The sequence below is a fragment of the Kitasatospora sp. NPDC059747 genome, assembly GCF_042732955.1.
Classification (GTDB): Bacteria; Actinomycetota; Actinomycetes; order Streptomycetales; family Streptomycetaceae; genus Kitasatospora.
On record NZ_JBHWGV010000080.1, the window covers coordinates 17,712 to 32,175 of the forward strand.

A 14,464-nucleotide genomic window follows, 5' to 3' on the forward strand; every position below is an offset into this window, starting at 1 on the left:
GGGACGGGGCCCGCGTGGTGCTACGCGAGCTGCTCCGCCAGGTAGCTGCGCACCAACCGCTTGCATTCGGAGATCAGCGCCGGGTCCCCGTCCGGGTCGCCCCGGAAGGCCAGCTTGAGGACCGCGTCGGCGGCCTCCAGAGCCACCCGCAGGGCGAGCGTGAGGGCGGCCGGGTCGCTCGCCGCGAAGAGCTCGCCGCCGAGCGCCTGCAGGCGCAGCGCGACGGCGGTGTTGTTGTCCACGCCCGCGTCGAGCAGGTGCCGTTCGTCGCGCAGACCGGACGGGACGGCGGCGCCGGCGAGCCCGAAGTCGAGCTGCCCGAAGCCGGGCACGGCGCGCTTCATCGCGACGAACTCCTCCACCGCGAGGTCGGTGAAGCGGGCCGGGCCGACCGGGGCGGCCTGCGCGAGCCGGCCGTCCAGGCGCTGGAGGTAGTGGTCGAGGTTGCGGCTCGCGAGCGCGGCGAGCAGGTCCTCCTTGCCGGCGAAGAACTGGTACAGGGTGCCGATCGGCACCTGGGCGCGGGCGGCGACCTCCTTGGTTGTGAGCGCGGTGGGGCCGACCTCGTCGAGCAGCCCGGCGCAGGCGTCCAGGATGCGGCCGTACCGCTCCTGGCTGCGCTGCTGGACGGGCTTGCGCCGTCCGGGGGGTACGTGACTCCACGTGTTCGCGCTCATAGGGCTCACTGTGCCGCATTCGGCCAGGTGGGGGCGAATCAACGGGGGGAGGGGCGGGACCCCGCGCGGGGCCCCGGGGAAATGATTGACAAACTCAACCTTTCACGTCTAGCGTCGGTATTGCTTCAAGTGATGAAACATCGATGTGCGCAAGCCATCCCGAAGGACCGCGAGAACCCCATGACCGCACTGTCCGGACCCTCCGCCCACGCCTCCGCCGAGGACATCCCCGCCGCCGTCGCCCGGCTGCGGGCCGCGTTCGACACCGGCCGCACCCGCCCGCTCGCCGACCGCCTCGACCGGCTCGCCGCCCTGCGCGCCCTGCTCACCGAGCAGGCCGAGGTGTTCCAGGAGGCTCTCCGCGCCGACCTCGGCAAGAGCGCCGCCGAGTCCTACCGCAGCGAGATCGGCTTCACGCTCAACGAACTCGACCACACCGTCGCGCACTTGGCCGAGTGGCTGCGCCCGCGCCCGGCCGCCGTCCCGGAGCCGTTCCGGCCCGCCGAGGCCACCGTCGTCCGTGACCCGCTGGGCGTCGTGCTGATCATCGCGCCGTGGAACTACCCGCTCCAGCTGGCCCTGTCGCCGCTGGTCGGCGCCCTGGCCGCCGGGAACACCGCCGTCGTCAAGCCCAGCGAGCTCACGCCGGCCACCTCCGCGGCCATCGCCGAGCTGCTGCCGCGCTACCTGGGCGAGACCGTCGCCGTCGTCGAGGGCGCCGTTCCGGAGACCACCGCGCTGCTGGAGCAGCGCTTCGACCACATCTTCTACACCGGCAACGGCACCGTCGGCCGCATCGTCATGGCCGCCGCGGCCCGGCACCTGACCCCGGTCACCCTCGAACTCGGCGGCAAGAGCCCGGTCGTGGTCGAGCCCGGCGCGGACCTCGCCGTCACCGCCCGCCGGATCGCCCGCGGCAAGTTCCTCAACGCCGGCCAGACCTGCGTCGCCCCGGACTACGTGCTCGCCGTCGGCGATACCGCCGCCGAGCTGGAGAAGGAACTCGCCGCCGCCGTCCACGAGTTGTACGGCGACGACCCGGCCGCGGCCGAGCACTACGGGCGCATCGTCAGCGAGCGCCACTTCGATCGGCTCACCGCGTTCCTCGGCGACGGCCGGACGGTCACCGGCGGCGCCCACGACCGCGCGGCCCGCTACCTCGCCCCGACCGTCCTCGCCGACGTCGAGCCCACCGCCCCGGTGATGCAGGACGAGATCTTCGGCCCGATCCTGCCCGTCCTCACCGTCCCCGACCTGGACGCGGCGATCGCCTTCATCAACGAGCGCGACAAGCCGCTCGCCCTGTACGCCTTCACCGAGTCGGCCGAGACCAAGCGCCGCCTGGCCGAGGAGACGTCGTCGGGCGCGCTCAACTTCGGCCTGCCGGTCCTGCACCTGGCGATGCCCGAGCTGCCGTTCGGCGGCGTCGGCGGGAGCGGCATGGGCCGCTACCACGGCGAGTACTCGATCGACACGTTCAGCCACCTCAAGGCCGTCGTCGACAAGCCCCTCGTCTGAGCCCCTGAGCCCCTCACCCCTTCCACCTCCCTGGAGACCACACCGATGACCCCGCTCGACCACAGCGCCGCCGTCGCCGCCGAGACCGCCCGCTTCGTCGGCGCCGTGCGGGCCGCCGACCCGGCCACCCCGGTGCCCACCACCCCCGGGTGGACCCTCGCCGACCTCGTCCAGCACGCGGGCAGCGTCCAGCGCTGGTTCACCGTCCTGCTGCGGCAGCGGATCCAGGAGCGGCCCACCAGCCGGGATGTCGACCTCAAGCTGCCCGGGCGGGCCGAGGCGTTCCCCGACTGGCTGGCCGACGCGGCGGCCGAGGCAGGCGAGGCCTTCGCGGCGACCGACCTCGACGCCCCGATGTGGGCCTGGGGCGCCGACCAGCACGCCCGCTTCTGGGTGCGCCGGATGCTGTTCGAGACCCTCGTCCACCGCGTCGACGCCGAGCTCGCCCTCGGCGGCAAGGCGGACATCGCCCCGGAGCTCGCCGCCGACGGCGTCGACGAGTTCCTCACCAACCTGCCGTACGCGGCCTTCTTCGCCCCGGGCACCGCCGAGCTCCGCGCCGAGGACCGCACCATCCGCTTCGCCCGCACCGACGGCGACGGCACCTGGCTCGTCCGCCTCCGCCCCGACGGCTTCGGCCTCGACCGCGACGCCGCGCACGTCCCGGCCGACGCGACCGTCTCCGCCACCGCCGCCGACCTGCTGCTCCTCCTGTACGGCCGGGTCGACCGCGCCTCGGAGGGCGTCGCCGTCGCGGGCGACGAGGCACTGCTCGCGCTCTGGTTCGCCAACTCGGCCTTCTGACCGGCCAGGTGGGGTCCGCCGGTCGGCGGACCCCACCGCCGGTCGCCTCAGGCGTTCGCGCCGCTCATCGGCCCGTCCGGCACGGCCGGCACGGCGGCCGGCTGCTCCGCCCCGGTCGACGCCTGCTCCGGCCCGGCCGCCGGCTGCTCCGCCTCGGCGGCCGCCTGCAGGTAGCCCGCGAGGCGGTTCCGGAGGTCCGTCGTCCAGAAGTCGTCGTCGCCGTCGTCGTCCTCGGGGACCGTCCGTTGATTCCGGGCCATCGCCCGGAGCAGATCGATGCCCAGACCCGCGTTCCCGTGCTCCTCGCAAGCCTTGTGGAACCGGACGAGGTGCCCGACGGGCGCGGAGCTGGCCATGGCGGTCAGGAGGCCCGACCGCTCCCCGCTCGGCTCGTCCTGGTCGGCGATCCAGCGGAAGAGGTCGATCGGCCGGCGCACGCAGGCGAGGGCGTACTCGACCGTGATCCCGTCGTGCAGGCGGCGTCGGTCCCTGAACTCCCGGGCGAGGGCCATGACGTCGCGGACCGGGTGGCCGAGCGCGACCTGCTCGATGAGGTTGTCCGCGGCCTCGTCCTGGTCGGCGTCCCGCAGGTAGGAGACCGCCTCGCACATGCCCGTCAGATCGCCCGTGCCGCCCCTCTCCCGCAGTTCGAGCTCGGCGTTCGTCGCGCGCGTGAGCTCGTCGAGGGTCCGGGCGTACACCTCGCGCAGGCGCAGGACGGCTCCGGCCTGGCGGATCTGGTCCTCCAGCTGTGCGATGCGGTCGAGAGCGGCGTCCCGCTGCTCGGTCAACCCGCGGACTTCCTCCCGGCTCCGGGAGGTCAGGTGTTCCAGGGCCTCCTCCGCGTTCCGCCGGAGCTCGCGTTCGTCCCGGAGCTCCTGCTGGAGGCCGTCCATCTCCCGGAGCGCCCGGGCGCGGTGCAGGTCGAGGTCCTCACGCGCGTCGGCGAGCTCGAACTCGCGGGCCTGGAGCGGGCTTCGCGCGCGGGCCGCCGCGTACATCAACGCCCGGGTCGCCGCGACCTCCTCGGGGGAGACGCAGGTGCCCTCCTGCTCGGCGATCAGCTCGTGGAGCCGCGCGGCGAGCTCCCGGCGGGGCACCTCACGGCCGTTGAAGAACTTCGACAGGCGGGTCCGGTCGACCCGCAGTCCGTCGCCGCTCAGCCGCCCGGCCAGTTCCTCCGACGAGAGCCCGATGCGTCCCCGCAACTCCCGCAGACGCTGCGCACAGCGCCGCTCCGGCTCCGACAGCCGTTCGTCCAGCGGGGACAACCCCCGTGGTGCGGGCATCTGCTCCCGCGTCACGCCGTGCCTCCTCCATGTTGTGCGGCCGGCATCTTGCGTCGGGCCGACGCACGATGCCGTTGCGACCTGACGCAACCACCGTGCTGGCCATTGTGATGGGACCGTCCCCCGTTGGTACCGTCTACGGAGATTCGAGTGCGCCGAAAGCGACGTTCCCCGCGCCCGTTCCTGGAGTTCCGGGTAGGAGGCTTCCGCCTGACCCTCCAGTCCCGCCCGCGCCGGCTGGTCCTGCTGCTCGGACCCGCGGTCAGCGTGACGGCCGGGTGGCTGGCGCTCCGCAGGTAGTGGACGGACGTCCCGCCGTGCTCGATATTGATCAGTCCATGGCAAATTGCGCAGCTTCGCGCAGGTCGCGATCCCGGGCTGTCCGGCCGGTCGTTCGGGAATCGCCCAGGGCTGCGCAGGTGTCGTGCCCCGGGGCTACACTCCGGTCATGCTCAAAGCTGATCGCGCCGCACGGATCCTGTCCCACATCTCGGAGGCGGGAAGCGCGGACGTGCACGCGCTCGCCGGGCTGCTCGGGGTGTCGGGGGCCACGGTCCGCCGGGACCTCCAGGAGCTGCACGACCAGGGTCTGCTGCACCGCACCCGCGGCGGGGCCGTCACCGGGGCGGTCAACCTCGAACTGCCGCTGCGGCACCGCAGCGAGAAGCAGCAGGAGGAGAAGCGCCGGATCGCCCGCGCCGCGGCCGAACTCGTGCCCGAGGGCGCGGTCGTGGGCCTCACCGGCGGCACGACGACGAGCGAGCTGGCCCGGGTGCTGGCCGAGCGCGGCGGCGTCACCGTCGTGACCAACGCCGTCAACGTCGCGGCCGAGCTCATCGTCCGCCCCGAGATCCGCCTGGTGGTGATCGGCGGCATCGCCCGCTCGGCGAGCTACGAGCTGATCGGCCCGGCGGCCGAACGGATGCTCTCCCACTACCACTTCGACGTCTCGTTCGTCGGCGTCGACGGCCTCACCCCGCACGAGGGCTGCACGACGCACGACGAGATGGAGGCCCAGACCGACCGCGCGTTCCTGCGCGGCAGCGCGCGGTCGGTGGTCCTGGCGGACAGCACCAAGGTCGGCCGGGTCACCTTCGCGTCGATCTGCCCGCTCGCCGAGGTGCACGACATCGTGACGGACACCGGCATGACGGACGCCCAGGAGAAGGCCATCGCGGACTGCGGGGTGCGCGTCCAGCGGGTCTGAACACCTATCCTGGAGAAGCTACTTGACGGAGCCGGCGGTCAGGCCCGAGACGACGTGCCGTTCGATCACCGCGAACAGGACGACGACGGGCACGATCGCGACGAGCGACGCGGCGAACACCTGGTTCCACTGCACGCTGTAGGCGCCGATCATGTTGTTGATGCCGACGGTCAGCGGCTGCCGGTCCGGGGAGGTCGTCAGGGTCAGGCCCATGATGAACTCGTTCCAGGCCGCGATGAACGTGAAGATCACCGCCGTCACCACCCCCGGCAGCGCCAGCGGCAGCGTGACGCGCCACAGCGCGCCCAGCCGCCCGGTGCCGTCGATCCGGGCCGCCTCCTCCAGCTCCACCGGGATCGCGGCGATGTAGGCGCTCAGGATCCAGATCGCGAACGCCAGGTTGAACGCGGCGTTGGCGAGCACCAGCACGAGGACCGTGTCCAGCAGGTCGAGCGCGTAGAACTCCCGGTAGAGGCCCACCTGGAGCGCCGTCGGCTGGAACATCTGCGTGACGAGCACCAGCAGCAGGAACGCCCGGCGCCCCCGGAAGCGGACCCGCGCCGTGTAGTACGCGGCGGGCAGTGCGACCAGCAGCACCAGCAGCGTCGAGCCGCCCGCGACCACCAGGGTCACCTGGAGGTTCTGGCCGAGTGTCGTGTCCCGCCACACCGCGGTGAACGACGACCAGTCGAAGCGGCCCGGCAGGTAGCCGTTGTCGCGCAGCTCGCCGGCCGGGCGGCCCGCCGTGACGAGCATCTCCAGGTACGGCAGCAGGAACAGCGCTGCCAGCGCCCAGGCGGCGGCGGCCGGCAGCAGGGTACGGGGGTCGAAGCGTTTCACTGGCCCTGCTCCTCGTTCCAGCGGCTGACCTTGAGGAAGAGCAGCACCATGACGATGACGGCGGCGAAGTTGACGACGGACATGGCGGCGGATTCGGCGACGTCGTAGCCGCGCAGCATGTACATGAACACGGTGGTGGTGGCGGTGTCGGCGTTGGGTCCGCCCTGGGTCATGCCCCAGATGACGGGGAAGGAGTTGAAGACGTTGATGAGGTTGACGACGAGGGCGACGAGGAAGGCCGGGCGCAGCAGGGGCAGGGTGACGAGTCGGTAGGTCTGTCGGGGGGTGGCGCCGTCGACGCGGGCGGCTTCGTAGACCTCGGTGGGGATGGTCTGGAGGCCGGCGAGGAGGGTGTAGGTGGTGAAGGGGAGGGAGACGAAGACCGCGACGGCGATGAGCCAGGGTTTGGCGTGGGTGGCGTCGCCGAGCCAGGCTTGTGGGTGGTCGATGAGGCCGAGGTCGAGCAGGAGGCGGTTGAGGACGCCGGCGACCTGGTCGAGCATCCAGCGGAAGCCGATCGCGGTCATGAGGACGGAGGCGGCCCAGGGGGCGATGAGGGCCCAGCGGGTGATCCGTCGGCCGGGGAATTCCTGGTTGAAGAGCTGGGCGAGGGCGAGGGAGAGCAGCATGGTCAGGCCGACGACGGCGACCGTCCAGAGCACCGTCCAGCCGAGCACGTCGGGCAGGCGCGGGTCGGCGAACAGTTTGCGGTACTTGGCCAGGCCGGCCGCGCCGTGGTCGGTGCCGGTGGTGTCGATGCGCCGCAGCGAGGTGCGGACCATCTCCACCACCGGCCAGACGACCACGGCGAGGATCAGCAGGACGGCGGGCGCGATCCACGGCACCGGGCCGAGACGGCGCAGGGGGTCCCGGTGGCGCAGCGGGTCCCGGCGGCGCGGTGGGTGCGGCACGGTCACTGGCCGGCCTGGACGGCGGCCTGCTGGAGCGCGTCCAGCGCCTTCTTCGGGTCGCTGACGGCGGTGCCGATCTGCGTCTTGACCTGGGCCGAGACGCCCGGCCAGGTCGGGTCGCTGAGCGGGTAGAAGGTGGCGGTCGGCAGGATGCGCAGGAAGGGCGCGAGCGCCTGCTCGTCGGGGTCGGCCTGGAGGGCGGTGAGCGCGGACTTCGTGACCGGCAGCAGGCTGTACTCCTTGGCGAACTTCACCGCGTTGTCCTTGGCGTAGGCGAAGTCGAGGAAGGCCTTGACCTGCTCCTTGTGGCCGCCCTTCTTGAAGGCCATGACCCAGTCGGCCACCCCGAGCGTGGACGGGCTCGCGCCGTCCTTCCCGGGCATCGCGGTCCAGCTGACGTCCATGGTCTTGACGTCGCCCAGCAGGGTGGGGATGCCGTTGAGCATGCCGACCTTGCCGGACGCGAAGTCCTTGGTGAGGTCGGTGCGGTTGACGGCCGCCGGGCTCTGCTCGGTCAGGCCCGCGTCGACCCAGGACTTCAGCTGGGTGAACGTGGCCACGTTGGCGGGGGAGTTGATGGCGTACTTGCAGCCCGCGTCCTGGTAGCCGCCGTGGTTGCCGAGCATCCAGATGAACGACTCGCCCTGCGCCTCCTCCTTGCCGAGCGGCACCCCGAGCGGCACCTCGACGCCCGCCTTCTTGAGGGCGGTCGCGGCGGCGGTGACGTCGTCCCAGGTCTTCGGCGGATTGGCGGGGTCGAGACCGGCCTTGCGGAAGAGCGCGTTGTTGATCAGGAACATCCGGGCGCTGGAGACGAACGGGACGCCGTACTGGGTGCCGTCCTGCACGCCGGCCTTCGCGAGGGCCGGGACGAAGTCGTCGGCGGTGGCGGCGGAGAGGACGTCGCCCGCCGGGTAGAGCATGCCGTTCTTCGCGTAGTCGGCGTAGCCGCCGGTCTGCAGGAGGTCGGGCTGGTTCCCGTTCTGGACCATGGTCTTGACCTGGGTGTCGAGGTCGTTCCAGTTGATGACCTGGAGGTCCACCCTGACCTTGGGGTTCTGCTGCTCGAACGCGGATATGACGCCCTGCCAGTACGCCTGGCTCGGGTTCTGCCCGTTGGAGCCGTAGTCGGCGGCGACGAACCGGATCGTGGTGACGCCGTCGGCGGACGTGCCGCCGGAGCCGGAGCCCTTGCTGCACGCCGACAGGGCGAGCGTGCCGGCCAGGGTGGCCGCCGACAGGGCGAGGAGAGGCCGCTTCATGTGCAGGACCGCCTTTGCGAGTCTACGAACTGCGTGAAGTTGTGCGATCGCGCAGATCACCAATCAAGTTCGATCAGTAGCGTGCCCAGAGTGTGCCCCGTTGGCGATGGCCATGACGGGCGCGTTATCGAAGTGTTGCCGTACGGGCCGTGGCGAGAAGGCACCCTTCCGTGTGACTGGAACTGCGTGTAGCCTCGCCGCCGGTTGCTCAATCTTGATCTGTTGGGCGTGAAGTGCGGCAGATTTGAGCAGAAGTGCCGTGGGAGCTGTTGGCGCCGTAGGCGGGGAGGCCCTTGTGAGTCACGTCAACCAGAGTCACGTCAACCGGAGTCACGTCAACCGGAGTCACGTCAATCGGAGTCACGTCGAGCGTGAGATCGCGGATCAGCCGGACTGCTGGCGGCGGGCGTCGGAACTGGACCCGGCCGGGCTGCCCGAACCGGGCGAGCGGGTGGCCGTCATCGGCTGCGGCACCTCGCTCTACGTCGCCCAGGCCTACGCGGCGCTGCGCGAGGCCGCCGGCCACGGCGAGACGGACGCCTTCCCGGCCTCCGAGTACCCGGCCGACCGCCGCTACGACCGGCTCCTCGCCCTCAGCCGCTCCGGAACCACCACCGAGGTGCTGACCGCGCTCGCGCGCGCCGACCGCACACCCCGCACCGCGATCACCGGCGACCCCACGACCCCGATCAGCGCCGTCGCCGACACCGTCGTCGACCTGGCCTTCGCGGATGAGGAGTCGGTGGTCCAGACGCGCTTCGCCACCACCACCCTCGCCCTGCTGCGCGCCCGGCTCGGCCACGCCCCGGCCGACCTGCCCGCCCAGGCCGAACGGGCGCTGGCCGCCGACCTGCCCGAAGGTGCCCTCGACGCACGGCAGTTCACCTTCCTCGGCACCGGCTGGACCGCCGGTCTCGCACACGAGGCGGCGCTGAAGCTGCGCGAGGCCTCCGGCTCGTGGACGGAGTCCTACCCGGCGATGGAGTACCGGCACGGCCCGATCAGCGTCACCGCGCCGGACACCGTCGTCTGGTTCTTCGGCGAGCCGCCGACCGGGCTCCTCGACCAGGTCCGCGAGATCGGCGCGACCACCTCCGTCACCGGCCTGGACCCGCTCGCCGACCTGATCCGCGCCCAGCGGCTCGCCGTCGAACTCGCCAAGGCCCGCGGCCTCGACCCCGACCGGCCGCGCCACCTCACCCGGTCGATCGTCCTCACCCGGCCGTGACCACGGTCATCGCGCTCGACGTCGGCGGCACCTGGGTCAAGGGCGGCGCGGCCGGCCCGGACGGCCGCCTGCGGGCCGCCACCCGCCGCCCCACCGGCGCCGAGCACGGCCCGGAGGCAGTACTCGCGACGGTGCTCGCCACCGCCCGCGAACTCGCCGACCACTACCGCCCGGTGGCGGCCGGCGTCGCGATCCCCGGCATCGTCGACGAGCCGGCCGGCCGGTCGGTGCTCGCCGCGAACCTCGGCTGGCACCGGCTGCCCGTCCGCGACCGGCTCGCGGAGGAACTCGGCGTCCCCGTCGCCCTCGCCCACGACGTCCGGGCCGGCGGCCTCGCCGAAGCCCGCCTGGGAGCCGGCCGGGGCAGCGGCAACTTCCTGTTCGTCCCGGTCGGCACCGGCGTCGCGGCGGCCCTGGTCGTCGACGGCCGCCCGCTGACCGGCAGCCACGCCAAGGCCGGTGAACTCGGCCACCTCCCGGTGGAACTCGCCGCCGGCGAACCGTGCGGGTGCGGCGGCCGGGGCTGCCTGGAGACGGTCGCGTCGGCCGCCGCGATCGCCCGCCGCTACACCCGCAGGACCGGCCGCACCGGGACGGACGCCAAGGAGGTCGCCGAACGCGCCCGCACCGGCGACTTCGCGGCGGTCACCGTCTGGCGCGAGGCCGTCGACGCCCTCGCGGAAGGCCTCGCCGCCGCCGTCACCCTGCTCGACCCCGAGCGCATCGTGATCGGCGGCGGCCTCGCCGAAGCGGGCGAACTCCACCTGGCCCCGCTCCGGACCGCCCTCGCGGCCCGCCTGACGTTCCAGACCGTCCCCGAGATCGTCCCCGCCGAACTGGGCCCCCGCGCCGGCTGCCAGGGCGCAGCCCTCCTGGCCCGCGAACTGGCGGCGGAGACGGGGACGTGACGGGCGTGGAGGGCGCGGGCGTCGAGGGCGCGTGCGCGGGAAGTCGGCCGATTCGACTTCCCGCGCTGCGCGAGTGTCCGATCGGCCGCTGCGGAGCCGGTGTCGCCCGCCCCCGCCCCCGCCCCCGCCACCCCGACCCGAGGAGTCCTCGATGCCCCTGACCGGTACCGGTGCCATCGTCGCCCCCGCCGTCGCCTACGGCCGGGGGGTCGGGGCGTTCAACGTCATCCAGCTGGAGCACGCGCAGGCCATCGTGACGGGGGCCGAGGCGGTCGGGGCGCCGGTGATCCTCCAGCTCAGCGAGAACGCCGTCCGCTACCACGGCGCCCTCGCGCCGGTCGCCGCCGCGACGCTCGCGCTCGCGCGGCGGGCGACCGTTCCCGTGGCCGTCCACCTCGACCACGCGACGTCCGCCGGACTCGTCGCCGAGGCCGTCGACCTGGGCTTCTCCTCGGTCATGTTCGACGCCTCCGCGCTCGCCCACGCCGACAACCTCCGCCGGACGGCCGAGGTCGTGGCCCGCTGTCACGCGGCCGGGGTCTGGGTGGAGGCGGAGCTGGGGGAGATCGGCGGCAAGGACGGCGTCCACGCGCTGGGGGTGCGCACCGATCCGGACGAGGCGGCCGACTTCGCCGCCGGGACGGGCGTCGACGCGCTGGCCGTCGCCGTCGGCTCCTCGCACGCGATGGCCACCCGGGACGCCGTCCTCGACTTCGCCCTCATCGCGCGGCTGCGCGAGGCCGTGCCGGTGCCGCTCGTGCTGCACGGGTCCTCGGGCGTCGCGGACGAGGACCTGACCCGGGCCGTCGAGCACGGCATCACGAAGGTCAACATCGCCACCCAGCTCAACCGGGTGTTCACCGCCTCCGTCCGGCGCGCCCTCGCGGACGACGTGCGGCTCGTGGACACCCGCCGCTACCTCGGGGCCGGCCGCGCCGCGACGGCCGCCGAGGTCGCCCGCCTGCTCACCGTCCTCCGGGCGAACCCTTCCTGAGGACGGTGAGCGGACGGGCGGCCAACACAGACGCCCCCCGACGAGACGCCCCCCGACGAACGGAAGGTGACACGCCCCATGCCGTCCATGCGCCACCGCTTACGCCGCCCGCACCCCCGAGGCGTCCTGACCACCGTGCTCGCGCTGCTGTGCGCGCTGCTCGGCGCCGTCCCCGCGGCCCGCGCCGCGACGCCGTCGGCGGGCACGCTCTCGCCCGGCCACCGCACGGTGACCTGGCAGAGCCCCACCTACGCCAACGGCGCCGTGCCCGACCCCGCGCACTGCCCGAGCGCCGCCGCCGACCCGGACGGCAAGGTCTGCGACCGCTTCTCGATCACCGTCGACGTCCCGCCCGGCTACTGGCAGGGCCACCCCGACGGCGGCGTGCCGGTCTCGATCAGCTGGCCCGACCCGACCATGGAGTTCGACCTCTACGTCTACGACGGCGCGGGCCGCAAGGTCGCCGAGAACCAGACCGGCGCCGTCCCCACCACCGCCGTGATCCCGGACGCGTCGGGCACCTACCAGGTGCTGGTGGTGCCCTACTCCGTCAAGAACTCCTCCTACACCGCGACCGCGCTGCTCCCCGAGCCCACCACCGCCGGCGACGCGACCGGCATCGTCCGGGACGGCGACGGCTACCTGATCCAGGCGGGCGCGACGGCCCGCGCCCGCGTGGACTTCACCACCGAGGACGCCTTCCGCCTGCAGTTCAGCCCGGACGGCACCTTCACGGCCCCGCCCGTCGGGGAGATGATCGCGACGACTCCGCCCACCCTCAAGACGGTCGAGGAGCGCGACGAGGGCGACTACTACGCGATCAGCTCCGCGCACCTCACCCTGCGCGCGTACAAGCAGCCGCTGCGCTTCGCGCTCTACACCGACGACGACACCAAGCGCGTCTGGGAGGAGACCCGCGGCCTCACCTGGACCCAGGACGCGATGCAGCAGACCCTCGCCCGCGGGCCGCAGGAGCAGTTCTACGGCGCGGGCGAGCAGAACGGTTCGTTCTCCCACCGGGGCAGGACCGTCCACGTCGCCAACGACTACAACTGGAACGAGGGCGGGTTCAACAACTCCCAGCCCTTCTACCTCTCTTCGGCCGGCTACGGCGTCTTCCGCCACACCTACGCCCCCGGCACGTACACCTTCGGTGACCCGGTGCAGACGTCCGAGCGCGAACGCCGCTTCGACGGCTACTACTTCTACGGCCCGGACCTCAAGAACATCATCGGCGCCTACACCGACCTCGTCGGCAAGCCCTTCATGCCGCCCGTCTACGGCCTCGAACCGGGCGACTCCGACTGCTACCTGCACAACGCCAACCGCGGCGAGCGGCACACCCTGGACGCCCTCAAGGTCGCCGACGGCTACACCGCCAACCAGCAGCCGCTCGGCTGGATGCTCGTCAACGACGGCTACGGCTGCGGCTACGAGAACCTCCAGCAGACCGGCCAGGGCCTGCGCGACCACCAGATGCAGCTGGGCCTGTGGACGTCGACCGGCCTGCCCAACCAGGGCGAGGAGGTCAAGGCGGGCGTGCGGGTGCGCAAGCTGGACGTCGCCTGGGTCGGCCCCGGCTACAAGTTCGCGCTGGACGGCTGTCTGAAGGCCAAGGACGGCATCGAGCAGAACAGCGACGCCCGCGGCTTCGTCTGGCTCCCCGTCTCCTGGGCCGGCGCACAGCGCTGCGGCGTGCTGTGGAGCGGCGACCAGAAGGGCACGTACGACTACGTGCGCTGGCAGATCCCGACGTACGCGGGCGCGGCCATGTCCGGCATCGCGTACAACACCGGTGACGTGGGCGGCATCTTCGGCAGCGACCCGAAGGTGGAGACCCGGGACCTGGAATGGAAGACCTTCGTCCCGGCCATCATGACCATGGACGGCTGGGCGGCCGCCGACAAGCAGCCGTGGCGGGCGGGCGAGCCGTACACCTCGGTCAACCGGCGCTACCTCCAGCTCAAGGAGCGCCTGCTGCCGTACTTCTACACGCTCGCCGAGGAGGCGCACCGCACGGGCGTCGGCGCGGTGCGGCCGCTCGTGCTGGAGTACCCGGACGACCCGAACACGTGGGGCGACGCGGCGAAGTACGAGTTCATGAGCGGCAGCGACTTCCTCGTCGCGCCGGTGTACGACAACTCGTCCGTCCGCAACGGCATCTACCTGCCGAAGGGCACGTGGGTGGACTACTGGACGGGCAAGACGTACGAGGGCCCGACCACGGTCAACGGCTACCAGGCGCCGCTGGACACCCTGCCGCTGTTCGTCCGGGCCGGAGCCGTCGTGCCGATGTGGCCGCAGGGCACGCTGTCGTGGCAGACCCGCGACACCGGCCGGCTCTCCTACGACGTCTACGCCAAGGGCGGCGAGTCCTCCTTCACGCTCTACGAGGACGACGGCACGACGCGCGCGCACGAGCAGGGCGCGGGTGCCACCCAGGAGGTGTCGGTCCGCTCGGTCGGGCGCGGGCACGGCGTGACCACCGTGGACGTGGGCCCGAGCGTGGGCGACTACACGGGCAAGCCGGCCGCGCGCGCCTACGAGTTCACCGTCCACGCCGGGGCCGGGCCGGGCGCGGTGCTCCTGGACCACGAGCCGCTGGACGGCTACTCCTCGCAGGCCGGGCTGGACGCGGCGGGCGCGGGGTGGTTCTACGACGCGGCGGCGGGCGTGGTGCACGTGAAGACGCCGCAGCAGCCGACGGACTCGGGCTTCTCGCTGCTCCTGGCGGGAGCCGGACCGCTGGCGGGCTGAGCCTGGTCGAGCCGGGCTGAGCCGGGGGGGGGGGGGGGGGTGCGGGGCGCCGCCCCCCCCCCCGCGTGG

Annotated in this window: 12 protein-coding genes and 1 pseudogene; 8 read left to right on the top strand and 5 right to left on the bottom strand. The window is 72.8% G+C overall.

The window, feature by feature from the left end; all coding sequences use genetic code 11:
• Window positions 1–20: 20 nt before the first annotated feature.
• On the bottom strand, window positions 21–677 hold the full coding sequence (locus tag ACFV4G_RS29395; protein ID WP_380445140.1) for a TetR/AcrR family transcriptional regulator: 657 nt from the start codon (window positions 675–677) through the stop codon (window positions 21–23).
• Window positions 678–857: 180 nt separating this feature from the next.
• On the opposite strand from ACFV4G_RS29395, the gene ACFV4G_RS29400 reads away from it, so the two are divergent.
• Window positions 858–2,195 (top strand): aldehyde dehydrogenase family protein, encoded by a 1,338-nt coding sequence (locus tag ACFV4G_RS29400; protein ID WP_380445141.1) that lies wholly within the window; start codon window positions 858–860, stop codon window positions 2,193–2,195.
• Between the two features lie 45 nt (window positions 2,196–2,240).
• Window positions 2,241–2,999 carry a maleylpyruvate isomerase family mycothiol-dependent enzyme gene (locus ACFV4G_RS29405; protein ID WP_380445142.1) on the top strand — a complete coding sequence of 253 codons (759 nt, stop codon included), beginning with the start codon at window positions 2,241–2,243 and terminating at the stop codon, window positions 2,997–2,999.
• 47 nt (window positions 3,000–3,046) lie between these two features.
• Here the strand turns inward: ACFV4G_RS29405 and ACFV4G_RS29410 are convergent, their stop codons facing one another.
• Window positions 3,047–4,303, bottom strand: a complete 1,257-nt coding sequence (locus ACFV4G_RS29410; RefSeq protein ID WP_380445143.1) for a hypothetical protein — start codon at window positions 4,301–4,303, stop codon at window positions 3,047–3,049.
• A gap of 135 nt (window positions 4,304–4,438) precedes the next feature.
• Between ACFV4G_RS29410 and ACFV4G_RS29415 the strand changes: the two genes are divergently transcribed.
• Both ACFV4G_RS29415 and ACFV4G_RS29420 read left to right on the top strand, forming a co-directional pair.
• Window positions 4,439–4,588 carry a hypothetical protein gene (locus ACFV4G_RS29415; protein ID WP_380445144.1) on the top strand — a complete coding sequence of 50 codons (150 nt, stop codon included), beginning with the start codon at window positions 4,439–4,441 and terminating at the stop codon, window positions 4,586–4,588.
• Window positions 4,589–4,736: 148 nt separating this feature from the next.
• A complete protein-coding gene (locus ACFV4G_RS29420; protein ID WP_380445145.1) occupies window positions 4,737–5,495 on the top strand; it encodes a DeoR/GlpR family DNA-binding transcription regulator in 759 nt (252 codons plus the stop codon).
• An 18-nt stretch (window positions 5,496–5,513) separates the two neighbouring features.
• Here ACFV4G_RS29420 and ACFV4G_RS29425 read toward each other — a convergent pair whose 3' ends face one another.
• From ACFV4G_RS29425 to ACFV4G_RS29435, 3 genes are read right to left on the bottom strand one after another with little or no spacing between them, the layout of a single operon-like run.
• Entirely contained in the window at window positions 5,514–6,356 is an 843-nt protein-coding gene (locus ACFV4G_RS29425) for a carbohydrate ABC transporter permease (RefSeq protein ID WP_380445161.1), read from the bottom strand.
• Window positions 6,332–7,252 carry a carbohydrate ABC transporter permease gene (locus tag ACFV4G_RS29430; protein ID WP_380445146.1) on the bottom strand — a complete coding sequence of 307 codons (921 nt, stop codon included), beginning with the start codon at window positions 7,250–7,252 and terminating at the stop codon, window positions 6,332–6,334. Before ACFV4G_RS29430 ends, ACFV4G_RS29425 begins: the two co-directional genes overlap by 25 nt.
• Window positions 7,249–8,508 (bottom strand): extracellular solute-binding protein, encoded by a 1,260-nt coding sequence (locus ACFV4G_RS29435; RefSeq protein ID WP_380445147.1) that lies wholly within the window; start codon window positions 8,506–8,508, stop codon window positions 7,249–7,251. The genes ACFV4G_RS29430 and ACFV4G_RS29435 overlap by 4 nt, the downstream gene beginning before the upstream one ends.
• Before the next feature lie 376 nt (window positions 8,509–8,884).
• Between ACFV4G_RS29435 and ACFV4G_RS29440 the strand changes: the two genes are divergently transcribed.
• The 4 genes and pseudogenes from ACFV4G_RS29440 to ACFV4G_RS29455 all read left to right on the top strand — a co-directional run.
• Window positions 8,885–9,736 (top strand): SIS domain-containing protein, encoded by an 852-nt coding sequence (locus ACFV4G_RS29440; protein ID WP_380445162.1) that lies wholly within the window; start codon window positions 8,885–8,887, stop codon window positions 9,734–9,736.
• Complete coding sequence (locus ACFV4G_RS29445; protein ID WP_380445148.1) at window positions 9,733–10,644, top strand: ROK family protein; 912 nt, start codon at window positions 9,733–9,735, stop codon at window positions 10,642–10,644. Before ACFV4G_RS29440 ends, ACFV4G_RS29445 begins: the two co-directional genes overlap by 4 nt.
• A gap of 151 nt (window positions 10,645–10,795) precedes the next feature.
• Window positions 10,796–11,638 carry a ketose-bisphosphate aldolase gene (locus ACFV4G_RS29450; protein ID WP_380445149.1) on the top strand — a complete coding sequence of 281 codons (843 nt, stop codon included), beginning with the start codon at window positions 10,796–10,798 and terminating at the stop codon, window positions 11,636–11,638.
• 417 nt (window positions 11,639–12,055) lie between these two features.
• A pseudogene (locus tag ACFV4G_RS29455) lies at window positions 12,056–14,392 on the top strand (TIM-barrel domain-containing protein); the annotation flags it as partial.
• Between the last annotated feature and the right edge of the window lie 72 nt (window positions 14,393–14,464).